We start from the raw sequence: 23,532 nt of genomic DNA on the forward strand, positions 1-23,532 counted from the left end.
CCGTTATTCTTTCAGCAATTGTTCAGGGGTTAAATTTAAGATGTCCGCAATTTCACGTATTTTATAAAAATCATCATCATTTGCTTCAATAAAAATCGCATCCGCAGCACCGACCAGTGCTTTAAAATAGTCTGGATTATTATATGTAAGTAAAAACGCCTGCACCCGATCCTTAATCTCCTGATCCAAGTCTTTTCTTACTGCAAAAACTCCACCTGTATGAATTGGTTCAGCCTCGGCAATCACTCGATAAGAATCTTTTTCAATGATACCTTTTTCCACCATAATTACAGGAGCATGTGCAGATACACCAGCTGCATCGTATTGTCCTCGTACAACACCAAGCAACGCCTTGTCATGTCCACCTGCAAAATGAATATTTTTAAAAAATTGACCGTCCTGCTCTAATTGTTCAACACTAATACGCAATTGTTTTAGAATTGTATATTTAGGCAATAAATGGCCCGTCGTCGAAACAGGCTCTGAAAATCCCATCGTCTTTCCATTTAAATCCTCAACCGTTCTAATCTTTGAATCCTTCTGGACAACAATGACAGAAGGAGATTCCGTTGATGCATCAGGTGAAGACAGAAGCGCAATAGCTTCTGCATCCGCTCTTTCTTCAGCAACGATATAAGAAAACGGCCCAAACAAAGCCATATCTACTTTCTTATTTCTCATCGCTTCAATTGCTGCATTAAAACTAGTAACTTGATGTACTTCCACCTTTGCTCCTAATTCATTCGCGATTTTTTCTTCAAAATCTTTATGTAATTTTTGCGCTTGTTTCTCATTTTCTTGGGGAACATATACGATAACGAAAGAGTTTTTCTTTCCTTCTGTTGAACTGACTGAGCTGCTTGTACTACAAGCCGATAAAAACGCAGTGAGTCCAGCCGTCAACATAATAATAGTGACTATTTTTTTAATAGTATTCTCAACTATTTTTTTATTACTTTTCATATAACTGTTTACCTGTTTCTCAAAAACCATGACATACCCTATTCCTTTCTTGTATAATAGAAGTGCTTTGAGTAAATGAGTACAACCTGTATACAACCAGTATACAAAAATAAATAATGATTTTAAAGTAGTATTTGTTATATTTTAGTATCAGTCAAGTTAAAAGCCACATAATTAAAACTTCCCTCTAAAATATTGCTTTTACGAGGTGTTCAGGGCGCTTTTTTCAATAATTGTTCAGAAAGGAAACTAAAAATGAAAAGTACTTCATTAACTGACGTAGCCTATAAAAACATCAAAGAAAAGTTAATCAAGGCAACTTACATGCCGGGGTATTTATTATCTGAAAATGAATTAGCAAAAGAATTAGGAATGAGCAGAACTCCAATTAGAGGGGCAATCTCACGCTTGGAATCAGAGGGGTATCTAACTTCGCTAAATAATAGAGGAATTTTGGTGAAGGAAATTACACTTAAGGAGGCGCTAGATTTAGGACAAATAATAGTGATGTTTCAAGAATATTCTGTTGACAGTGTCCTTCATAGTGGAGCTTCCTATAATATTGAGGATTTAAAAATGTATTTGGAGCTTCAAATGGAAACGGAAAAAAATGATCAATATTTTGATTATTTGCGGTATAATATGCTGTTTGTACGCAGTATGATTTCTATTATAGATAATGCGACTATATTGGAAATTTTGGAATCTTTAAAGTGTAAATTTATTCGAGGCGGTATGATTCATAAAAAGATAACACCCTATCAAAAGCATTATTCATTAATACAGACTAATAAGTCAATCTATGATGCGATTTGCGCTGGGAATTACCATGAAATTAAGCGGCTTTGTCGAGATACGATACGCCTTAGTCGTGAAAAACTACTTTTCAATGGATGAGATGAAAAACCCAAGAATGTCCATTTACGATTCTTGGGTTTTTCTATTTCTAGTTTTTGGTTTATAAACTAGTTAACATCCCCCGCCAACTTCACTACCACTGGCATCCACTAATGTAAAGTTTCCACCCATCCATGAGTTACGGAAATCAAGAGACATACCATTAAAATAAGCTTTGTCTCTACTATTCACTAAAAATTTAATACCGTCTTGTTCGAACTGTTCATCATTTGGTAAAGCTGACTCCTCCAGAGTCAGACGAAGCTGTGGCCCACCTCAGCCAAGGCCCATTCCCAAACGAAGAAACAATGTTTCCTTTTCTTTAGTAAAATTATTCATTTCCTCGTGGATTTTTTCAATCGCAGCTTTTGTTATTTGTACCATTTTTTTCACTCCTTAATTTTTTATACCCTCATGAGTATATTATATTCATGAATTTAATTTTTTGCAAAAGTAATGCCTTAGATGGAAATAAATTTTATCTCTAATTCTAGTAAAAATTGTCTATTTTTGTATTATAGTATAGAGAGAATAAATTTAGGAGCCTATTTATTATGAAATTAAATGTAAAAATGTATCTTACGATTATTTCAATGACTTTATTTTTCCTGTTAGCACTGTTATTAATTCAAATGTATGTTACTAGTGACCATTATGTTTCCGGTGACCAATTTGCCTCCAGTGATCAAGAGATTTCGGCTACAGCAACAGACACAAGTAATTGGGCCCAAGATCATCCGAATAAATTGGCTAATCATAATACAAAGTCTTTGCCGCCAACAACTGCAACGCTGGTTGGAATTGGTGATATTTTAATCCATGGCATTGTTTATAAGGATGCCCAAATCGGTACTAGTTATAATTTTAAACCAATGCTTGCCCAAGTTAAACCTTATATTGAAAGGGCGGACATAGCTTTTGCCAATCAAGAAACAATGATTGGCGGTGCACAACTAGGCCTTTCTACTTATCCAACTTTTAATAGTCCGTTTGAAGTTGGCGATGCTCTTAAAGATGCTGGCGTAGATATTGTTTCAATGGCTAATAATCATACGTTGGATCGCGGCGAAAAAGCAATCCAGAATGCAATTCAACATTGGAATAAAATTGGCATGGCCTATACAGGTTCCTTTTCATCTGAAGATGATAAACAAATAATCAGGACGTTAAAGGCAAACGATATTACTTTTTCATTTTTAGCTTACACATATGGGACAAACGGTATTCCTGTCCCAAATGGAAAACCATATTTAGTGAATCTCATTAACTTGGAAAATATGAAAAAAGAAATTGCTGAAGCAAAGTCCATTTCTGATGTCGTCGTTGTCAGCGTTCATTTTGGCAATGAGTATCAAAGACAGCCAAGTGATCAGCAGAAACAGCTTGTTAAGGAGCTGGCAAATGCTGGTGCAAATATTATTTTAGGGCATCATCCTCATGTTCTGCAGCCAACTGATTGGATTGAAAGAGATGATGGTCAAAAAACATTTGTCATCTATTCATTAGGAAACTTTTTATCAGGGCAAAAAGGAATCTACAAAGAAATCGGTGGTATTCTTCAAGTAGATGTTGAAAAAACGGTTGGTGGAAACGGTGTTGAAATCGAAATTAAAAATCCGGCTTTTTTGCCAACAATTGTGACAAAAACAAGCGCTTCGAAATATACCGTTGTTCCTTTGAAAAATGTGTATAATACGGATTCTAGTATTTATAAGGATATTTATCATCATATGACACAATGGATGCCAGAGCTTACAATCATTGAATAGAAAGGAAGCAGAAGAACCGTCCCCTGCTTCCCTTTTCATTGACAATCCTCATTTTTTTTTTTAATATAAATCGTAATGGTTACGAATTTAAAACAGGAAGGTTGTTTTGACAATTATGCGGTGGTTGTTTATTGGTATGATCCGTTTTTATCAAAAGTTTATATCACCATTAAAGCCACCAACATGCCGTTTTTATCCAACATGTTCTCACTATGGATTAGAAGCATTTAAACGCTTTGGTGTGTTGAAAGGCTGTTATTTAACGGCTGTTCGCATTTTAAAATGCAATCCATTCCATCCGGGCGGTTTTGATCATGTTCCGGAAAAAAAAGAAAAGCTTGACCACCCCGAATAATTAAATAGTTGGTGATTGATTTATGAATGACCACTCAAAAGAGTTGGCAATCGATATAGAGCATGTTTCATTTAGTTATGATAAGAAAAAAGTGTTAGACGATATAACATTGCAAATACCAAAAGGTACATTTTTAGGGCTTGTTGGTCCGAATGGCTCTGGAAAATCAACATTAATAAAGCTAATCTTAGGTATTTTAAAGCCTGACCAAGGTGGCATCAAAGTTTTCGGTACACCGATTTCAAAGCTAAAAAACCGAAATTTAATCGGCTTTGTCTCACAGAAGGCAAATAGTTTTAATACCGGATTCCCGGCAACTGTCCTTGAAGTTGTTTTAAGTGGACTAGTTGCTAAAGTCGGCTTATTTAAAAGGCTGAATAAAGAACATAAAGAATTAGCTTTAGAAGCCATTAGAGCAGTTGGTATGGATGAGTTTGTTCATCGCAATATTGGGGAATTGTCTGGTGGGCAGCAACAGCGTGTTTTTATTGCCCGTTCATTAGTTAGCGAACCGGAATTACTCATCTTAGATGAGCCAACAGTTGGTGTCGATATGAAAAATGTTGAAAATTTTTATGCGATGCTAGCTACATTAAATAAACAAAAAGGAATTACCCTTATCATGGTTTCACATGATATTGGAACGATGACAAGCCATGCCAGTCATGTTGCCTGTCTAAATAAATCCCTCCATTTTCATGGCGATTCAAATCAGTTTTTACATATGGATCATATAGAGCTTTCCAACATCTATGGCCATGATATCCATATATTGACGCACGAACACGAACTTGGAGGTTCCTACGTATGATTGCAAGCTTATTTCAATATGAATTTTTACAAAATGCTTTTTTTACCGGTATAATGATTGGTTTCATCGCACCTCTCATCGGTGTTTTTATTGTAGTGAGAAGATTATCACTGATTGCCGATGCCTTAAGCCATATCACATTGGCGGGAATTGCCGCAAGCTTGTTAATTGAAAAAAAATTCGCAGCAATCCCAACGTTAAATCCAATGTACATGGGAATGGCTTTTTCTGTTTTTGGGGCCTTGTTTATTGAACGCTTGCGAAAAGTATATAAACATTACGAGGAACTAGCGATTCCAATTATCTTATCTGGCGGCGTTGGCTTAAGTGTAGTTTTTATTTCATTGGCAGACGGTTTTAATACTGATTTATTTAGTTTTTTATTTGGTAGTGTAACCGCCGTAAGCAGAGCAGATGTTTGGACGATTTTTACTGTAACAATTATCGTTGTTTTGGCTATCTATTTATTTTTTAAAGAGCTGTTTGTATTATCGTTTGATGAAGAATATGCCGCCGTCTCAGGTGTAAATGCAAAATCAATTCATTTTTTATTCATTATTATTGTAGCCCTTGTGATTGCAGCATCAATGAGGATTGTCGGTGTTTTGCTCGTTTCAGCATTGATGACATTGCCAGTTGCCGCAAGCATCCGCATTGCTAGCGGCTTTAAGCAAACAGTGATTTTTTCAATCCTTTTTGGCGAGTTTGCGGTCATTGGCGGTTTAGTTGCTGCTTATTATTTAGATATTGCGCCTGGTGGAACGATTGTTATTTTTTCGATTATTATATTAATTGCAGCGATTTGTTGGAAAAAAATAAAATTCAGTTTTGGGAAAAAGCTTCAAGGGGTTGAGTGAAATGAACATTGAGGAAGCAATCGGAATTTTGAAGGATAGCGGTTATAAGCATACAGATAAGCGTGAAAAAATGCTTCAGCTTTTTTCTGACCACAATCGATATTTGTCCGCAAAAGAAGTGTTAGAGTATTTAAAAGCGGATTTCCCTGGGCTTAGCTTTGACACAATCTACCGAAATCTTTATTTATTTGCTGATTTAAATATTTTAGAAGCTACAGATATGAATGGGGAAAAACATTTTCGCTTTACATGTGGCTCGATTCACCATCATCATCATTTTATTTGCACAGATTGCGGCAAAACAAAACAGGTCCATGCCTGCCCGATGACAATTATTGATCATGATATGGAAAACTTTGAAATTACCGGCCACAAATTTGAAATATATGGCCGTTGCCCGGAATGCGTCAATTAATGCACAATTTTTTGACAGTATTATTTCATAATTGTGAAGGTTTATGTTTGTGTGATAAATATCACAGTCATTTAATTTTTCGAATTTTATAATATTATTGTACAAACATAACTTGGAAGGAGAAGACATATATGCAGCTTATGATAACAAAATCAGCTTTAGAATGGTACAAACGAGAAATGGAATTATCAGAAGGTGACTGCGTGCGTTTTTATGCAAGATATGGAGGCGACAGCAATATTCAGGCAGGATTCTCCTTAGGAATGATGGTCGAAAAACCAAAAGAACCGACAGTCCAAGTCATAAATAATGGTATCACATTCTATGTGGAACATGAAGATGAATGGTATTTTGATCATCATGATTTAACTGTAAATTACAATAATGCCCATGACGAAATAGAATTTCAATATAATTAATTTAGAGTAAAACGAGATTTCGATAGTTTGAAATCTCGTTTATTATTACGGCGGTTGCGTCTGGTGCACCATCTACCGTAGAATACGTAGGCTCCCTTTGTAAAGCAAATGGGCCGGGCATTTGCAGTCTGATGAGCCAAACCCACCTATGATTTCTTCCGCTTGATATTTCCTTTTTATTTGTTGACAAGTGCTACATTCATCAAGTGAATTATCAAAGGTTTCAACGGCCAAGATTTCACCGTGCAGTCTTAAATAGTCAAAATGCCATCTTAACGGCTTTACCTTTTTTATATGGCGGTTGATTCGTGCTTTTATGTTTCTTTTCGCGCTTCCAACATAAATATATGTACCAGCAGGGAATTGAAATGTTCCTAGTTTTCCTATTTGGATTACTTTGCTTTCGGAAATTTCTAAATAAATGGCATAAAGACTATGCTGCTCATTAATGTTTGGTAGTCGGAATGTCTCAACATGACTTGCTAGACCTTCCTGAAAAAGATTATCAATACGCTTTACACCAAAATCCATAAAGCACTACTCCCCTTGCTTCTTAGCCTTTTCATAGGCTTCATGCCATTCCGGGTAATAATTTTTAAAGCGAACAGGACGGAATGAATCTTTTTTGACAACGATATGTTCGGTTTGGCCTGTGACTGCTATTTCACCTTCTTGATTTAGTACTTCATAAGCATACACAGTGCGGAACCCATCATAGTAATCGATCCAAGTTTTCACTAATGCATTTTCTCCAAAATGCATTGATTTTTTATATGAAAGGTTTGCATTTACTACAGGAGCTAAAAAACCCTCCCTCTCCATTTGCGCGTAACTGAAGCCTAATTCTTTAATTAATTCCGTACGGCCGATTTCAAACCAGATTAAATAATTGGCATGATATACGACTCCCATTTGGTCTGTTTCCGCATAACGAACATCTATATTAACTTCTGACACAAACATACAAATGTCCTTCCCCTTTCTACGTGCACTCTTTACATTGTTTATTTTACCACACTAGCGTTGAATTAAATAAAAATCAATTTATTAATAGATTAAACCATTCTCTATTAGATGAGCATCATGCTTGCACTTTCATTTTAAATATACACAATTTTTTCATTTATAGGAAATTTCATCTATATTTTTTCATCCTTTTATAGTACTATATACCTGTTATTATTAGAGTTAATATAAAAAACTGTTGAACAGCCTTCTTGTTAAACAATGAATGGGGGAAATATAATGGGGAATGTTGTACCACATAACTCTTATGGTGCTACCATTACATCCGCAATGCTTGGTAGAATTGTACAAATCACATTTAAAGGGGAATTAGTGTACGAGTATATTGACACTGTAAAAGTAAGATTAGAAGACATACCACTCAATTCAAAAGAATATATTTTTGAAATGAAAGAAGTTGTCCATATTGATAGTACGGGATTCGGTTTGATTGTTAATTTAGCAAAAAAGCTCTTAGAAAATGATACAAAAATTGTCTTTGTTGTTGATGACGAATTGATTATAGAATTATTTAAAATTTCTCAACTTAATCGAGTATTTCCGCTTGTCAAAACAATGGATGATGCTGTAAAAACAATGGAAGAAATCCCTTTAACAAAAACTTTATTTGCTGATTATATGAATATGTCTATTTCAAGTAGAAAGAAAGATAATTTGTATACCGATTGATAAAAAATTAAGAGGAGAATAAGAATGGGCATAAAATCTCGTTTTACTTTACTCATAGTCATCGCTTTAATAATAATGTTAACATTAGAAGGAATTGTTACACTATTTATAATGAAAAAAGGAATAGAAAATTCATTAGCCAATTTTCGCCTCCACTCCAGTCAATCATTAGTTGAAAACTTTGATGTTGACTCTTATAAAAAATGGTTAGAAAATCCTACAGAAAATGATATATATTGGGTCATCCGTAACAGTCTTAATGAGTTCCGCGCAAACTCTGGTCAGCTTTATGTATACACGTATGCGATTGAAATTGGAGAGCCATTTATTATGATTGATGGTCAACCTAAAGGAAGTGAGTTAGCATCGGAAATATATGAACCATCTCCATCACATAAGAAAGAAATGATTCGTGCATATGAAGGTGAAATAACAACTACTTCGATTGATCAAGATTCTGATTACGGTGATTACTTATCTACCTTTCTTCCTATAAAAGATAAAGATGGTAAGATTATTGGTGGATTAGGTCTTGATACTGATGCATCTATTTTAAAAAACGTTTCTAATGAAGTAATAAATCAAGAGTTACCACTGTTTCTTTCTTTATCTATTGGTATTTTCATATGCTGCATCATCATATTTAACATATTTATCGGAAAAATAACAGCTCCTATTCTAGCAACTGTAAAGCATGGAGAGAGAATGGCGGAAGGTGACTTTTCCAATGATGTTCCACATGCTTTCTTAAATCGCAAAGACGAAATAGGAACGCTTGCTCATTGTTTTGCTCATATTACTAAAAACATGAGAAGCATGATTAAGCAAGTTCAACATAGTGCAGAACAGTCGGCGGCTTCTGCCCAAGAATTATCCGCCAGTGCAGAAGAAACAGAAAAGTCGTCAAGCCAAATTGCGTTTACAATTAATGAAATAGCGCAAGGCACCACACTTCAGACGAATTCTATCAGCGATGTTTTAACAAAGATGGATGAAGTTGTAAAAGAGGTCACTGAGGGAAACAAAAAATCAGTTCATGCACTTAACAATGCAAAACAATCAACCATGATTGCCCATAATGGAAATACAGCAATCCAAGAGGCCATTCAGCATTTGAGCACAGTAACAAAAACTGTTGCATATGCTACTGATTCCATTCAAAAACTTGGTAAACGTTCCGAAGAGATTGGTGGCATCATTACCGTTATTACACAAATTGCAGACCAAACGAATTTGCTTGCCTTAAATGCTGCCATCGAGGCAGCGAGGGCTGGAGAACACGGAAAAGGCTTTGCAGTTGTTGCTGAAGAAGTACGCAAACTTGCTGAGCAATCAAGTGAGTCTGCTGGCAAAATCACGAACTTAATCAAGGATATTCAAGCGGAAACTGTCATTACCGTACGAACTATGGAAAGCAATCTTGATGCTGTTGAAGAACAAGTAGGTATCATCCAAAAAGGAGGAGAAGCACTTAACTTAATTGTTCAAAAAGCCGACGAAACCGAATTAGATGCAAAAATATCACAAGAAATCCTCCTAATAATCGAGAAATATGCTCAAGCTGTTTTAAGTTCTATTCATGAAATTTCAGGAATTATTGAACAATCAGCCGCAGCTACAGAACAAGTATCAGCGGCAGCAGAGGAACAATCAGCAACCGTTGCAGAGATTGCATCAAGCTCACATGAGTTAGCAAAAATGGCAGAAAATCTTCAAGATGAGATTCATAAATTTAAAATTTAATGTTCAATAACGGCAAAATTAATTTTCAAGCGGGAGTCACCTATGATTAATCTAGTAGTTACCTTTCCAGCGCAAAATGAATATATAGTGATGACTAGGAATTTGTTTCAGTCAGCAATCTTAATTCCAAATGAATTAGAAAAGAAAAAAATATTATTTGCCATTAATGAAGCGATTATTAACGCAGTTACTGAAATGAAAAAAATTCGGGACCAGCATCATCCTGGAACAATGACTATTGAATTATATGTAAATGATGAAGAAGTAAAAATACATATAATCAACCCCTATTCTCGTCTCTCTGAAAAGCAAAAAAAAGAAATTGTCAATAAAACATTTTTTGACGTTGGTTTAGATGAAAGAGGAAGAGGTTTTTTATTTATAAAAGGTTTTATGGACGAGGTTTGGTTTGATATAACTGAACATGGTGAATTTCTCGTTGGCATGAGCAAAAAACTGTGAAAAAGAATGAAAAAATTGTGAGTGTGCTAAAATATGGCAATTTTAATAGTGGATCATGATAATCAAAATATAATTCTTTTAAAAAAAGCCTTACATGACATTGGCTATAACGAAACCATTGAATCATCATCCAGATTGGGTACTTTTGAATTATTAAAACAACATTATCAAAATATTGACTTAATTTTGTTGAATATAATGATGCCAAACATTGATGGGGTACAATTATGCCAAAAAATATATACAAACGAAAAATACAATGATATACCGATTATTATTATGACCACCTCCAGTGAAAATGAATTTATTGAAGATGCTTTTGAAGCGGGGGCAACTGATTATATAACAAAACCAATAAACATTGTTGAATTAAAAACACGAGTGAAACTTGTACTAAGGATAAAGAAAGAGACAGACGAAAGAAAAAAAAGAGAAAATCAAATTGATCGAGATTTACAATTGGCTAAAACTATTCAAAAAAGTGTTCTTAGCCCAACATTGCATGATGACCACATTCAAATTAATGGTGTTTATTTACCATCAGAACATATAGGTGGAGATATGTATTGCTGGTTTAAAATTGACCATCACCGATATGGCATCATGCTTATTGATGTGATGGGCCATGGAATTGCTTCAGCATTAATTAGCATGTCTGTTCGGGCGTTGTTAAGAGGAATGATTACAAGGTTAAAAGATCCTGAGCTTGTCATTCCTGAATTAAATAAGCATGTCCACAATTTGTTTATGAATGAAAGCTGGGTGAGCTACTATCTCACTTGTTTCTATATCGTTGTCGATACGATGACAGAAACAATCGAATACGCTAATGCTGGCCACCCAAAAGGTTTTTTGATGAATAAGGACAAAATTGTTTCATTAGAGCAAACAACGGTTTTTCTTGGGATGTTCCCTTCTGTCCCAGTTAACAAACAAACCTTAAAATATGAAAAAAACTCGAAGATTATTTTATATACGGATGGATTAATTGATGCTTTACAAATACCGCTTCTAAAAAATGATGGAGCCGTTTTTTATGATTATTTAGTTGAAGATAATCATGCTCTTTTAGAAAAACTCGTTACTAGCAATCAACTGCAACATCGTAAATATGGAGATGATGTTTGCATTGTGTCAGTATCAGTTTAAAATATATAAGGGCAGGATCTCCTGCCCTACAACAAAACTATTGATACCCGTTTTCACGCGCTCTTGCTTCGTCTTTTATTTCCTCGCGCATCCCTGCAATTGATTCTTCACGGCGTTTATTCTTTGCTTCGATTTGTGCTTGTTCCTCTGGGGAAGCAAACGCAAGAGTTTCATGGGCAGCTTCAATATTTTCGATTGTATTTTGCACCATATCTTGAAGCCTTTCTACATTATCGCTGCGATCATCGGGTTTTGGTTTGTTCATTGTCATTTTGCTTCTCTCCTTCTTTAATTTTCATTGCTGTAATATTTTTCCGTAAAATTAATCTTTTATACAGCTTTATCAACGGCTATTCACCTTTAGTCTGCATCACTTGCGGTGATTCACCTGTTTGATTTTGATACTTTTTTCCTTTATTGCCTCCATATTCTCGTGGCTGCATTCCAATATGATTTGGTTGATATTGCCTGTTTTTAGTACTTGCATTTGTCATAATAAAAACCTCCTGCTTTTATTGACTTTCCTTCATAATATCTACCAAAATTACTTTAAATATAAAAGAAAAAGCAGGTAAGAAAAGCAATATCTCCCTCTCCCTGCTCAATATACATCAGAGTTTTCTACATTAATTTCGCTTGCGCTCGCTGTTCTAAGCGCTCCTCAATTTTATTTAACGCCTCTTGATCATTTAATAATTGCATTTTATTTTCATTTACTAACTCCTTAAATGAGCGCTTTTTGAACTTTTTCATTTACTTCACTCCATTTTAAATTTTCAAAAAATATCTATTTTCCATTATTTCCAAAAACAGCTGATTTCATGCAAAATAAAAAGCCCCAAAAAGTGGGCTTTTACTAATCCAATTTTTTTATCCCGTTAAGCATTTGCTCGTAACTTAAAGTTCCTGTATGCTTGTCGTTAATTTTACCTTCACTGTCTATAAAATAAGAAGTAGGCAACGCAATTACTTGATACGTCTTTACCACTGTTCCTTTTTCATCAAAGGCAATTGGGAAAGTTAAACCGAATTCCTTTATAAATTTTATTGCACTTTCGTTACTTGCTTCTGTTTGGGTGGCATTGACCGCTAAAATAACAAAATCTTTGCGGCCCTCCTCATGAAGCTCTTGCATGTCTGGCATTTCGGCACGGCATGGACCACACCATGACGCCCAGAAATTCAACAATACTTTTTTGCCACGATAATCAGACAGTTTCACTTTTTCTCCTGTTAATGTAACTAATTCGAAGTCCGGGGCCAGGTTTCCTTTCTCAAGGCCGACAATAGCCGTTTTCTCAGAAAACGCGGTTGTATAAATCGTATACCCAATCAATCCGATAAATACAAGTAGTGCAATTGCTTTTTTCATAGCTTCCTTCCTTTCCTGCTGATTACTATTTAATTGAGCAACATTTATGTAAACAAAAAATAATGCTAGACAAACAAAAAGTGTCACAAAAGATGACCGCACATCATCTCCAAAAATTAATGCTACAGTATTAAAGGTTATAAAAAAGCTTAGACCTCCAACGATAATACCATCTACTATTGCCTTCTTCATCATCCAATGTTCTCTTAGCTTGACTATAAAGAAAACAGTGCTTACAATCGTAGCTAAAATAACTCCTTTTTGGCCACCAGAAAAAAAGAGAATGGTTTGCGGATTGGCAATCACTTTTGCAGGATTAAAAATAATATAACTACATTTCCAAATGACAATCCACAATATACTACTATTAGAAATTTGCTTCAATATAAATTCACGAAGCGGAGCGTTGGATTTTAAACGATTCCTCATTATTATATATGCTATCCACCAAGAAATAAATAAAAACAGATAATGGTACTTAATTAAAAATGGGCCTAACATGATTGCATCGTTTAACAAGCCACCACTCCTCCTTCGCTTTATACCCATATCCGTATATAGTATAACAAAAAAATGTAGCATTGCCAATTGACAACACTACACTTTTTTAAGCGGCCTACGCTATTAAAATTATTGACCTAATTTTTCACGTAAAACCATTTGTAGAATACCACCATGACGGTAGTAGTCGATTTCAACTTCTGAATCGAAACGAGCAAGTGCTTCGAATTCTACTTTAGAACCATCTTCTTTAGTAGCTGTAACCTTTACGAAGTCACGTGGTTTTACATTTTCATCGATTTGAACTTCGATTGTTTCTTTTCCAGTTAAACCAAGTGATTCAGCATTATCTCCTTCTTTGAATTGAAGTGGAAGAACGCCCATTAATACAAGGTTTGAACGGTGGATACGCTCATAGCTTTCAGCGATTACTGTCTTAATACCTAGTAAAAACGTACCTTTTGCAGCCCAGTCACGAGATGAGCCCATACCATAGTCTTTACCAGCAAGGATTACTAAGCCAGTACCATTTTCTTTGTACTTCATAGCTGCATCGAAAATTGATGTAACTTCGCCTGTTGGCCAGTAAGTAGTCCAACCGCCTTCAGTACCAGGAGCAACTTGGTTGCGGATACGAATATTTGCAAAAGTACCTCTTGTCATGACACGGTCATTACCACGACGAGAACCGTAAGAGTTGAAGTCGCGTGGACTTACACCTTTCTCTTGTAGGTATTTACCTGCAGGAGCATCTTTCGCAATTGAACCAGCTGGTGAGATATGGTCAGTTGTAACAGTGTCACCGAACTTACCAATTACGCGCATGCCAGTTAATGGCTTGATTTCTCTTAATTCTTTTGTTAATCCTTCAAAGAATGGAGGATTTTGGATGTAAGTAGAATCTTCATCCCAATTATATAGAGCATCATCTGGAGATTCGATTTGATTCCAGCGTGGATTGCTTCTAAATACTTCTTCATATTCCTTACGGAATAATTCAGGTGTAACTGTTTTCTCAACAACAGCTTGTACTTCTTCATAAGAAGGCCAGATGTCAGCAAACTTCACATCGTTGCCATCTTTGTCTTTACCAAGAGAATCGTTTTGTAAATCGATATCAACTGTTCCAGCAAGTGAGTAAGCAACTACTAATGGTGGTGATGCTAAGTAGTTCGCTTTTACAAGTGGATGGATACGACCTTCAAAGTTACGGTTACCTGAAAGTACAGCAGTAACAGTTAAGTCATTATCAGCGATTGCTTTTTCAAGCTCATCTGCTAATGGACCAGAGTTACCGATACATGTTGTACAACCATAACCAACAACATTATAGCCAATTTGTTCTAAGTATGGTAAAAGACCTGAATCACGTAAGTATCCTGTTACAACTTTTGAACCAGGAGCTAATGAAGTCTTAACATACGCAGGTACTGTTAAGCCTTTTTCAACTGCTTTCTTTGCAACTAAACCAGCAGCTACAAGTACATATGGGTTAGATGTATTTGTACAGCTTGTAATTGCAGCAATTGAGATTGCACCAGTTTTCATTGTTGTTTCAGTGCCATCAGCTAACTTTACAGTTACTTCTTTGTTGAATTCTGCTTCTGTTAATCCAAGACCTTGTGTACCTTGTGGTGCCACAACTGCTTTCTTAAATTGCTCTTGCATTTTTGAAAGCGGAATTAAGTCTTGTGGACGCTTAGGACCAGAAAGGTTTGGTTCGATATCAGAAAGATTTACTTCAACAACACTTGTGTAAGTTGGATCTTCTGATTCACCAGCAACATAGAATAAACCATTTGCACGGCAATATGCTTCAACAAGGTTGATTTGCTCTTCTGAGCGACCTGTTAAACGTAAGTAGTTAAGTGCTTCTTTATCAACTGGGAAGAAGCCACATGTAGCACCATATTCAGGAGCCATATTTGAAATAGTCGCGCGGTCAGCTAATGGCATTTCTGCAAGACCAGGACCAAAATATTCAACAAACTTGCCTACTACTTTTTTCTCACGAAGTACTTGTGTTACTTTTAATGCGATGTCAGTAGCAGTTGTACCACTTGGAAGTGAACCAACTAATTTAACACCGATAACTTCTGGAACTGGGAAGTATGAAGGTTGTCCAAGCATTCCAGCTTCTGCTTCAATACCACCAACGCCCCATCCAAGAACACCGATGCCGTTAATCATTGTTGTATGTGAGTCAGTCCCTACTAATGTATCAGGGAATGCTACAACTTCACCGTTTTCTTCTTTAGTCATAACAACGCTTGCAAGGTATTCAAGGTTTACTTGGTGAACGATACCTGTTGCTGGTGGAACCGCACGATAGTTATCAAATGCTTTAGTAGCCCAGCTTAAGAATTGGTAACGCTCTTGGTTACGCTCAAATTCCAAATCCATGTTGAATTCTAATGAATCAGCTGTTCCAGCCTTATCAACTTGTACAGAGTGGTCGATAACAAGATCTACCGGAATTTCAGGATTAATTTTTGCTGGATCTCCACCCATATCTGCCATTGCTTTTCTTAATGATGCTAAGTCAACAACCGCAGGCACGCCTGTGAAGTCTTGTAAAATAACACGTGCTGGTTTAAATGGAACATCGATATCTTGTAATTCTTTTGTGCCCCATTTTGCTAGATTTTCAACATGTTCTTTCGTGATTACACGACCGTCAACTTGACGAAGAACAGATTCTAGTAACACTTTGATTGAGTATGGCAATTTAGAAATATTACCCACGCCTTCAAGCGCGCTTAAGTTGTAATAATTGTACGTTTTGCCATTTGCTTCAAACGATTTTCGTGCATTAAACACATCATTGTTTGCCATTATTAGTTGCCCCCCTATTAAGAATTTACATATTGTCGTAATTGTCAAAAAAAAAGTAACAATATGTCTCCCATTTAGTTACTCTCTCATTTTAATAGAATTCTTCGCATAAGTAAATATCCGATTCCCAATCTTCCGTCATAAGTTTACATAATGATAAAATTTTGCATATTTATGACACTTTTTCGCCATGTTAATTTATGGAGGTGAATAAAAAATGGCAAAAAGAAAAGCAAATCATGTCATCCCTGGAATGAATGCTGCCAAAGCTCAAGGGACAGGGGCGGGCTACAACGAGGAATTATCGAATGAGCCGCTTACAGAAACCCAAAAGCAACACAATAAAAAACGAAAGAAAAATCAGTAATGCAAGATAAATGGACCACCATTCAAAAAAACTATACTTAATCAACACGGCGAAAAACCGCTTCCAAGCTGAAGCGGTTTTTTGCTACTCATTAAAATCAACATTACTCATAATCGACTGTAAATCACTTTTGAATTTATGAAGCTGGTCTAATTGAGTTTCGGAAGCAACTTCTAAAGCATTTTCGATTTGCTGGTACGCTTCATTGACTTCGTTTTTTAAATCCTTTAAGTGATGCCCATAATCAGGATCATTTTTGACAAGGTCTTTATAAATATCAACGGCATGGTCAACCCCTTGCTCTGCAGCCTGGAACGCTTGCTGTTTATTTTTGTTATATGGCATGTTTCAAATCCAACTCCTTATTTTATCAAATATAACTTTCTATATATTGTGTCCAAAGGAGTTGAAATTCATTCAGCAAATGCTCGCTACCAAAAATGTGATTTATTTTTTCATACAAAGAAGCGCGCGACAATTTAGGTAGTTTTTTGAATAAAACCATCAAAGGCAATCCATCCTAATCATAAAAGGAGGGATTGCCATGGGGTCTGGACGTACAAACCAACCGAAAAACCAACAACAACCGACGAATCAACCTGAAGCTTTAAGCGGCTCTAAAAAGGTTAAAAACCATAATCATACACGTCAAAAAAACAATCAAAGTCATGATTTATAACAGCATTTTCCTAATATATGGACTGTAATGCTTCAATAATGTAAGGCCATTCGTCATCTGTTATCGTTCTAAAATCAAGATAAACTTTTTCCTCTTTTTGGCGTGCAACAATGCTTGGAGAGAATAATCGCAACTGTACTGCCAGCTCTTCAGAAGTTAATGTCGGGTGAGCGATGGCAGCTACAACTGTCGGAATTTTTTCATCCGGCATTGTTCCCCCGCCCACTTGGGAAAAATCTTTTTCAAGCGTACACCGAAATTCAGAGCATACTTTTAGGAGCAGCTGTTCAAATTTCAAAGCCCTCGCCTCTATTTCCACTTCCGTTTGTAAAAGATCACGAAGAGTTGGTATGTCCCGCAATGTGTTCTCACCCATTACATACGCTTTTAATGTTGCCTCAAGAGCAGCGAACGTCATTTTATCCACGCGAAGAACACGGGCAAGCTGATGTTTCTTTAACTTTTGAATTAGCTCCCGCTTCCCCGCGATAATACCCGCTTGCGGACCGCCAAGCAGCTTGTCACCGCTAAACGAGACAAGATCCACTCCAAGTTCAATAACATCCTTCACAACCGGCTCTTCACCAATGCCATGTTTTTTAAAATCATAAAGAACACCACTGCCTAAATCTTCATAAAAAATTATCTTGTCATGTTTTCTCTTAACTTCAACTAGAGTTTTACTTTCCACACTTTCAGTGAAGCCAAGTATTTTAAAATTACTTGTATGAACCTTCATAATCATTGCAGTTTCGTCCGTGATTGCCTTTTCATAATCATGTAAATGGGTTTTATTCGTTGTTCCAACTTCAACAAGCTTTGCCCCGCTCTCTTCCATAATCGCAGAAATTCTAAAGGAGCCGCCAATTTCAACGAGCTGCCCTCTTGATACGATAACTTCCTTATCTTTCGCAAGTGCCCGTAAAATCAAGTAAACAGCTGCCGCATTATTATTCACAACCATCGCTGCTTCCGCCCCTGTCACTTGTTGGATTAGGCCTTCGACGATATCATGGCGAGAGCCTCTTTTTCCTTCAGCGATTTTATATTCAAGGTTGGAATAATTAGCGGCAACTTGCACAACATGCTCAATTTGCTTTTCACCTAAACGTGCCCGCCCTAAATTTGTATGTAAAACGGTCCCAGTGGCATTAATAACTGTTTTTAAATAATATTGGGAAAATTGCTCGGCAGCCTGTTCTACTTTTTCAAAAATTTGCTCTGTCCAATATTCTTTATTAGTGTAATCCTGTTGAGTGGCCTCCCCCTGCCACTTGTTATGTAGAAATTGTTGTCTTATTTCATTTAATTGTTCTTGTAAAATATTTGTTAAACGGCTACTGCTTATGCCGTATTTTTGTAATAACTGTTCATAGGCACCAGACTTTTGTAATTCATGAACTGGCGGTAAATAACGTAAAAATTGCTTCATTTCATTCTGCGCCTCCACTCCTTAAATTCATGTGTCATTATATCACTTTTCACAAATTTACCATAATCGGCATGATACTCAAAGCCTAGTCACTTTTACACCAGACTGAATACTTTTATAGGGAGAAAATGTAAAGGAGAATGTATATGAACAAGAAAGAAGAAAATGAATTTTTGCCTGTCCTTAAAGATTTAAATAGTATTTTTAACCGTTTTTGGGATGAACCATTTGCTTCTTTTTTCCCGCAGCAGTTTCGAGTTGATTTATACGATATGGGGCAGAAAATAGTTGTTGAGGCAGAGCTTCCAGGGTTTAGCCAAAACCAAATAAAAATCGAAGCGGTCCATGAAGGCTTAAAAATCATGGCAGATGATAGCCAAGAGCTGGAAACTATCGATGACAACAAAAAATACTTTAAAAAGGAAAGAAGCATTCGAAGACTGGAACGTATCATTCCACTGCCCTATGAAATTAGTGCGGACACAAAAGCTTATTATAAAAATGGCATCCTTGAAGTCCATATTCCAAAAAGGGAACGTAGAAAACAGCGCAATATTAGCATTGAATAACCTATGAGGTGGGGGTAAAGCCCCTCCTCCATCGTCCTGCATAAAATAGGAATTTTAACAAATAATAAGCTTACAGAAGGGGGAAGAAAATGTATAAAAATCACGAACGTATGCTAATCAAATTAACCTTTATTGTCGCCATAACAATGGGCATATCATTAATAAGATTCATGATTTCAGGATAAGGAGGATACATAGATGGGAAATGAAGAATCAGTTTTTTTTAGCAGGTTGCTTACAGAATTGACACTTTCCTTTCACATTATATATGCAACGATAGGTGTCGGTATTCCCCTTATGATATTAATTGCACAATGGATAGGCATTAGAAAAAAGGATGAGCACTATATATTATTAGCGAGGCGATGGACACGGGGGTATGCGATTACGGTAGCTGTTGGAGTAGTAACTGGGACCGCCATCGGATTGCAACTCTCTCTTCTCTGGCCAGAATTTATGGCACTTGGCGGTCAAATTATTGCTCTGCCTTTATTTATGGAGACATTTGCCTTTTTTATAGAAGCTATATTTTTAGGCATCTATTTATATACTTGGGACAGGTTTGAAAATCAAAAAAAGCATTTATTATTGCTCATCCCTGTCGCAATCGGAGCTTCTATTTCAGCTGTATTTATAACGATTGTCAATGCATTTATGAATTCACCGCAAGGGTTTGACTTCCAAAATGGACAATTAATAAATGTGAATCCAATTTTGGCTATGTTTACACCATCAATGCCAACAAAAGTTGCCCATGTTCTAGGAACCGCCTATATGACAGCTGCTTTTGTACTTGCCTCCGTTGCTGCTTTTCGGATGTTAAGAGGGTCTGATCATGTTTATCACAAAAAAGCTCTTTTTTTAACGATGAAAATCGGCCTACTTTTTTCGATTACATCTGCGTTACTTGGAGATTTTTCCGGAAAATATTTAGGCCACTATCAGCCAGAGAAATTAGCGGCTTTTGAATGGCATTTTAAAACAGAAGGAGCTGCTCCACTCCTTATGTATGGAACAATAGAGAACGGAGAAGTTAAAAACGCTATTAAAATTCCGTTTGCTCTTAGTATTTTAACAAATGGTTCACCTAGTGCTAGTGTGATGGGGCTTGAAGAATTTCCAAAAGATGAAATTCCACCGCTATATATCCATTATTTATTTGATTTAATGGTAACGATTGGCATACTAATGATTATCATTTCATTCCTTTATGTAATTGGAGTAAAGAGAAAATGGAATATTATTTTAAAGAAGTGGTTTCAAAGGCTTATTGTGCTTGGTGGTCCCTTATCTATTTTAGCTATCGAGTTCGGATGGTGGCTAGATGAAGTCGGAAGACAGCCGTGGATTTTACGAGGTTATATGCGGACAAGAGACGCAGCTACAACTAGTGGACAAGTAGATCTTATGTTGTATTTGTTTGCTGCACTGTACCTCGTTCTCGCAATTGGCAGTATGACTGTGTTATCCCGTATGTTTCGTACCTATCCGATAGAACAAGAATTAGCTGATCGAAACTTAAAAAGAAAAGGGGATTCATATGTTCTTTGAAATATTAGGAATTACCGTTTTATGGATTTTCCTCTTTGGCTATGTAATGGTCGCTTCTATAGATTTTGGGGCAGGTTTCTTTAATGCATTTGGTATGTTAACTCATAAGGAGCATATTTTATCTCGCATAATTGAGCGATACTTAAATCCCGTTTGGGAAGTAACAAATGTTTTTTTAGTGTTCTTCTTTGTGGGGATTATCGGTTTTTTCCCAAAAACAGCTTATTATTATGGAACTTCCTTACTTGTGCCAGTAAGCATTAGTCTCATTTTATTAGCTATTCGGGGTTCGTATTACGCTTTTGCAATGTATGGTAAATTAAAACTAAAAATATTCACTTATTTGTATGGTCTCACTGGTTTATTTATTCCGGCCTCACTATCCATTGTTCTTACCATTTCCGAAGGGAAATTTGTATACTTGGAAGAGGCAGGACCAGTCCTAGAATATGGAGCTTTATTTAGGAGTCCTTTGACTTGGAGTATTGTCGTCCTTAGCTTAGCAGCAGTATTATATATTTCGGCTGTATTTTTAACAAGGTATGCTCACAGAGCAAACGACAAAGCCGCTTTTGAAATACTACGAAAATACGCTCTATTTTGGGCATTTCCTTTACTTATTACATCAATTGGTATCATCGTGGAACTCCGAAACCACAACCAAGAACATTTTAATAATTTAATGAATCTATGGTGGTTGTTTGGCCTATCATTTCTATTATTTGTCGGAACAGTTTACTTGATATGGAAAAGGCAATCGAGTGCAATAGCCTTTTGGTTGCTTGTCGGTCAATTTTTCTTAGCCTTTTTTGGATATGGTATCTCACATTTTCCATATTTGCTATATCCTTATCTTTCTATTTACGACAGTTTTACCAATCACCAAATGGCTATCTCATTGGTCATTGTATTTGTTTTAGGATTAGGAGTTCTCGTTCCATCGCTATACCTTCTACTAAAGTTATTCTTGTTCAACAAGAACTATATTGAAGGAAACAATAATGACTATGCATAAGGAGACTATTGAAAATGGACGAATTTTTAATTTTTTATGCGCCTTTTTTAGTCGTTATCGCATCAATAGCATTAGCTTTTTGGACAGCGCAAGACGACCAAGCAGTTGCCGAAAGCCATAATAGGGGTCAGGCCCCTAAGTGATGAATTGGATATGAAAAGGTGCCAATCAACGCAATTTGGCACCTTTTTATCAGCTTATTTTCTTCTACATCTTTTCCATTTCCACAATAAATTCTTCTACATTCGGAAATTCGCCTGTTTCAAGCTTAGAATATCGTTTCTCTCCATTGACGGTTACTTCAAATACACCACCAGTACTAGGAATAAGTTCGAGAGAAGTAATCCTTCCTCTGAAATGGTTAAACAAACCCTCCGCGAAACTCGCGGCTTTTGGTGCGTAGTTTCACTGCATGCAAAATTCCACAGTAATTTTATAAGTCATCAAAATTCCTCCTTTAATAAGGTCTTTTTTACAAATTATTTTAGTACAATCTTCATCAAAAAGTAAAACTTTCTGCCAAACAATTTGCGCGAAAAGTCTTTTTATTATAGATTCTAAGCAAGGTTATACTATACTATAAGTTGGAGGTGCATATTGTGGAAGATAAAATTCGCTTAACGGCTATGTCAACAAAAGCTGGCTGAGGCTGCAAAATCGGCCCTGCCGAATTGTCGCAAGTTTTGCGGCTATTACCTGAACGAGAACAAGATCCAAATCTATTAGTTGGAATAGATACATCTGATGATGCTGGGGTTTACCGTGTATCCGAGGATTTAGCATTAATCCAAACAGTTGATTATTTTACACCGATTGTTGATGACCCTTATATGTTTGGACAGATTGCTGCGGCTAACGCCCTCAGTGATGTCTATGCAATGGGTGGTCAACCGAAAACAGTATTAAACATTGTTGGTTTTCCTGTCAAAAAGCTCGGAGCAGAGATGCTGGCTGAGATTTTAAAGGGTGCTGCTAATAAAGTGCAAGAAGCGGGAGCCATCATTGTTGGTGGACATTCGATTGATGACCAAGAGCCAAAGTTTGGAATGGCTGTCACTGGCTATGTTCATCCTAATAAATTTTACCGCAATGTTGGTGCTAGACCTGGGGATGCTTTAGTGTTAACTAAGCCGATTGGTGTGGGAATAATCACTACAGGCATTAAGCGTGGTGTCGTAACACCAGAACAAGAAGCAGAGGTCATCGAAACAATGGCTACACTTAATAAAAAAGCCGCAGAAGCACTAGAGGGCTTTGAAGTCCATGCCGCAACCGATGTTACTGGATTTGGACTATTAGGGCATGCTTGTGAAATGGCTAAAGGCAGCAATGTTAGCATGACGATTACGTATGAGTCCGTCCCTGTTTTAGAAGGCACCGAAATGTTAGCAGAACAAGGCGTAATCCCTGGTGGCTCAAAGGCAAATTATGAGTGGTTAAAGGATGATGTTGAATATGCAACATCTATTCCAGAAAGCAGTCACTATATTTTATGTGATGCGATAACATCTGGCGGACTGTTAATCAGCATGCCTAAAAAAGATGCGCAAAAATATGTTCAAAAACTTCACGAGCAAAATATTTCAGCTGCCCAAATTATCGGTGAAGTCAGCGATTTGAATAAGAAATCCTTATATGTAATATAAGAGGAAAGCTATAGTGCCCACTAAATGTAG

General features: G+C 36.4%; 29 protein-coding genes. 17 read left to right on the forward strand and 12 right to left on the reverse strand.

What is annotated here, in order from left to right; all coding sequences use genetic code 11:
- Positions 1–3: 3 nt before the first annotated feature.
- Complete coding sequence (locus GX497_08875) at positions 4–963, reverse strand: phosphate/phosphite/phosphonate ABC transporter substrate-binding protein (protein ID HHY73325.1); 960 nt, start codon at positions 961–963, stop codon at positions 4–6.
- A 255-nt stretch (positions 964–1,218) separates the two neighbouring features.
- On the opposite strand from GX497_08875, the gene GX497_08880 reads away from it, so the two are divergent.
- Positions 1,219–1,860, forward strand: coding sequence for a GntR family transcriptional regulator (locus GX497_08880; GenBank protein ID HHY73326.1), 642 nt, complete (start codon positions 1,219–1,221; stop codon positions 1,858–1,860).
- A 72-nt stretch (positions 1,861–1,932) separates the two neighbouring features.
- Here GX497_08880 and GX497_08885 read toward each other — a convergent pair whose 3' ends face one another.
- Positions 1,933–2,118 (reverse strand): hypothetical protein, encoded by a 186-nt coding sequence (locus GX497_08885; GenBank protein ID HHY73327.1) that lies wholly within the window; start codon positions 2,116–2,118, stop codon positions 1,933–1,935.
- Positions 2,119–2,414: 296 nt separating this feature from the next.
- Here GX497_08885 and GX497_08890 point away from each other — a divergent pair, with 296 nt between their 5' ends.
- From GX497_08890 to GX497_08915, 6 genes are all read left to right on the forward strand, one after another.
- On the forward strand, positions 2,415–3,629 hold the full coding sequence (locus GX497_08890) for a CapA family protein (protein ID HHY73328.1): 1,215 nt from the start codon (positions 2,415–2,417) through the stop codon (positions 3,627–3,629).
- Positions 3,630–3,744: 115 nt separating this feature from the next.
- The gene (gene yidD / locus GX497_08895) at positions 3,745–3,984 is read left to right on the forward strand and encodes a membrane protein insertion efficiency factor YidD (GenBank protein ID HHY73329.1); all 240 of its coding nucleotides are present in this window, start codon (positions 3,745–3,747) and stop codon (positions 3,982–3,984) included.
- 22 nt (positions 3,985–4,006) lie between these two features.
- Positions 4,007–4,795 carry a metal ABC transporter ATP-binding protein gene (locus GX497_08900; GenBank protein ID HHY73330.1) on the forward strand — a complete coding sequence of 263 codons (789 nt, stop codon included), beginning with the start codon at positions 4,007–4,009 and terminating at the stop codon, positions 4,793–4,795.
- The gene (locus tag GX497_08905; GenBank protein ID HHY73331.1) at positions 4,792–5,652 is read left to right on the forward strand and encodes a metal ABC transporter permease; all 861 of its coding nucleotides are present in this window, start codon (positions 4,792–4,794) and stop codon (positions 5,650–5,652) included. The genes GX497_08900 and GX497_08905 overlap by 4 nt, the downstream gene beginning before the upstream one ends.
- Before the next feature lies 1 nt (position 5,653).
- Positions 5,654–6,067, forward strand: coding sequence for a transcriptional repressor (locus GX497_08910; protein ID HHY73332.1), 414 nt, complete (start codon positions 5,654–5,656; stop codon positions 6,065–6,067).
- 131 nt (positions 6,068–6,198) lie between these two features.
- Positions 6,199–6,486 (forward strand): hypothetical protein, encoded by a 288-nt coding sequence (locus GX497_08915; GenBank protein ID HHY73333.1) that lies wholly within the window; start codon positions 6,199–6,201, stop codon positions 6,484–6,486.
- 72 nt (positions 6,487–6,558) lie between these two features.
- Here the strand turns inward: GX497_08915 and GX497_08920 are convergent, their stop codons facing one another.
- Complete coding sequence (locus tag GX497_08920; protein ID HHY73334.1) at positions 6,559–7,017, reverse strand: GIY-YIG nuclease family protein; 459 nt, start codon at positions 7,015–7,017, stop codon at positions 6,559–6,561.
- A gap of 6 nt (positions 7,018–7,023) precedes the next feature.
- The gene (locus tag GX497_08925) at positions 7,024–7,449 is read right to left on the reverse strand and encodes an acyl-CoA thioesterase (protein ID HHY73335.1); all 426 of its coding nucleotides are present in this window, start codon (positions 7,447–7,449) and stop codon (positions 7,024–7,026) included.
- A 282-nt stretch (positions 7,450–7,731) separates the two neighbouring features.
- Here GX497_08925 and GX497_08930 point away from each other — a divergent pair, with 282 nt between their 5' ends.
- Genes GX497_08930 through GX497_08945 form a run of 4 tightly spaced genes read left to right on the forward strand, consistent with a single transcriptional unit; the run spans position 7,732 to position 11,535 of the window.
- The gene (locus tag GX497_08930) at positions 7,732–8,181 is read left to right on the forward strand and encodes an STAS domain-containing protein (protein HHY73336.1); all 450 of its coding nucleotides are present in this window, start codon (positions 7,732–7,734) and stop codon (positions 8,179–8,181) included.
- Positions 8,182–8,205: 24 nt separating this feature from the next.
- Positions 8,206–9,924 carry a chemotaxis protein gene (locus GX497_08935; GenBank protein ID HHY73337.1) on the forward strand — a complete coding sequence of 573 codons (1,719 nt, stop codon included), beginning with the start codon at positions 8,206–8,208 and terminating at the stop codon, positions 9,922–9,924.
- Between the two features lie 42 nt (positions 9,925–9,966).
- Positions 9,967–10,386, forward strand: coding sequence for an ATP-binding protein (locus GX497_08940; protein HHY73338.1), 420 nt, complete (start codon positions 9,967–9,969; stop codon positions 10,384–10,386).
- Between the two features lie 33 nt (positions 10,387–10,419).
- A complete protein-coding gene (locus GX497_08945) occupies positions 10,420–11,535 on the forward strand; it encodes a fused response regulator/phosphatase (protein ID HHY73339.1) in 1,116 nt (371 codons plus the stop codon).
- A 37-nt stretch (positions 11,536–11,572) separates the two neighbouring features.
- Here GX497_08945 and GX497_08950 read toward each other — a convergent pair whose 3' ends face one another.
- The 5 genes from GX497_08950 to acnA form a co-directional block, all read right to left on the reverse strand.
- Positions 11,573–11,800 (reverse strand): small acid-soluble spore protein Tlp, encoded by a 228-nt coding sequence (locus tag GX497_08950; GenBank protein ID HHY73340.1) that lies wholly within the window; start codon positions 11,798–11,800, stop codon positions 11,573–11,575.
- Between the two features lie 85 nt (positions 11,801–11,885).
- Entirely contained in the window at positions 11,886–12,029 is a 144-nt protein-coding gene (locus tag GX497_08955) for an acid-soluble spore protein N (protein ID HHY73341.1), read from the reverse strand.
- A 127-nt stretch (positions 12,030–12,156) separates the two neighbouring features.
- On the reverse strand, positions 12,157–12,288 hold the full coding sequence (locus tag GX497_08960; protein HHY73342.1) for an FbpB family small basic protein: 132 nt from the start codon (positions 12,286–12,288) through the stop codon (positions 12,157–12,159).
- A 103-nt stretch (positions 12,289–12,391) separates the two neighbouring features.
- Complete coding sequence (locus tag GX497_08965) at positions 12,392–13,426, reverse strand: redoxin domain-containing protein (GenBank protein HHY73343.1); 1,035 nt, start codon at positions 13,424–13,426, stop codon at positions 12,392–12,394.
- Positions 13,427–13,537: 111 nt separating this feature from the next.
- Complete coding sequence (gene acnA, locus GX497_08970; GenBank protein HHY73344.1) at positions 13,538–16,243, reverse strand: aconitate hydratase AcnA; 2,706 nt, start codon at positions 16,241–16,243, stop codon at positions 13,538–13,540.
- A gap of 217 nt (positions 16,244–16,460) precedes the next feature.
- Between acnA and GX497_08975 the strand changes: the two genes are divergently transcribed.
- Positions 16,461–16,610 (forward strand): small acid-soluble spore protein O, encoded by a 150-nt coding sequence (locus GX497_08975; GenBank protein HHY73345.1) that lies wholly within the window; start codon positions 16,461–16,463, stop codon positions 16,608–16,610.
- An 84-nt stretch (positions 16,611–16,694) separates the two neighbouring features.
- Here GX497_08975 and GX497_08980 read toward each other — a convergent pair whose 3' ends face one another.
- On the reverse strand, positions 16,695–16,955 hold the full coding sequence (locus GX497_08980) for a hypothetical protein (GenBank protein HHY73346.1): 261 nt from the start codon (positions 16,953–16,955) through the stop codon (positions 16,695–16,697).
- Between the two features lie 199 nt (positions 16,956–17,154).
- On the opposite strand from GX497_08980, the gene GX497_08985 reads away from it, so the two are divergent.
- Positions 17,155–17,289 carry a small acid-soluble spore protein P gene (locus tag GX497_08985; protein ID HHY73347.1) on the forward strand — a complete coding sequence of 45 codons (135 nt, stop codon included), beginning with the start codon at positions 17,155–17,157 and terminating at the stop codon, positions 17,287–17,289.
- Positions 17,290–17,299: 10 nt separating this feature from the next.
- On the opposite strand, the gene GX497_08990 is transcribed toward GX497_08985, so the two are convergent.
- On the reverse strand, positions 17,300–18,721 hold the full coding sequence (locus GX497_08990; GenBank protein HHY73348.1) for an L-seryl-tRNA(Sec) selenium transferase: 1,422 nt from the start codon (positions 18,719–18,721) through the stop codon (positions 17,300–17,302).
- A 146-nt stretch (positions 18,722–18,867) separates the two neighbouring features.
- Between GX497_08990 and GX497_08995 the strand changes: the two genes are divergently transcribed.
- The 3 genes from GX497_08995 to GX497_09005 all read left to right on the forward strand — a co-directional run bounded on the left by GX497_08995 (position 18,868) and on the right by GX497_09005 (position 21,856).
- Positions 18,868–19,290: an Hsp20/alpha crystallin family protein gene (locus GX497_08995; protein ID HHY73349.1), complete on the forward strand. Its 423-nt coding sequence runs from the start codon at positions 18,868–18,870 to the stop codon at positions 19,288–19,290.
- A gap of 198 nt (positions 19,291–19,488) precedes the next feature.
- Positions 19,489–20,841 carry a cytochrome ubiquinol oxidase subunit I gene (locus GX497_09000; GenBank protein ID HHY73350.1) on the forward strand — a complete coding sequence of 451 codons (1,353 nt, stop codon included), beginning with the start codon at positions 19,489–19,491 and terminating at the stop codon, positions 20,839–20,841.
- On the forward strand, positions 20,831–21,856 hold the full coding sequence (locus GX497_09005; protein HHY73351.1) for a cytochrome d ubiquinol oxidase subunit II: 1,026 nt from the start codon (positions 20,831–20,833) through the stop codon (positions 21,854–21,856). The genes GX497_09000 and GX497_09005 overlap by 11 nt, the downstream gene beginning before the upstream one ends.
- A 207-nt stretch (positions 21,857–22,063) precedes the next feature.
- Here GX497_09005 and GX497_09010 read toward each other — a convergent pair whose 3' ends face one another.
- Positions 22,064–22,225, reverse strand: coding sequence for a SelT/SelW/SelH family protein (locus tag GX497_09010; protein ID HHY73352.1), 162 nt, complete (start codon positions 22,223–22,225; stop codon positions 22,064–22,066).
- 257 nt (positions 22,226–22,482) lie between these two features.
- Here GX497_09010 and selD point away from each other — a divergent pair, with 257 nt between their 5' ends.
- Positions 22,483–23,502, forward strand: a complete 1,020-nt coding sequence (gene selD, locus GX497_09015) for a selenide, water dikinase SelD (protein ID HHY73353.1) — start codon at positions 22,483–22,485, stop codon at positions 23,500–23,502.
- Positions 23,503–23,532 lie beyond the last annotated feature (30 nt).

Origin of the sequence: Bacillus sp. (in: firmicutes), assembly GCA_012842745.1 — a bacterium.
Lineage (GTDB): Bacteria > Bacillota > Bacilli > Bacillales > Bacillaceae_J > Schinkia.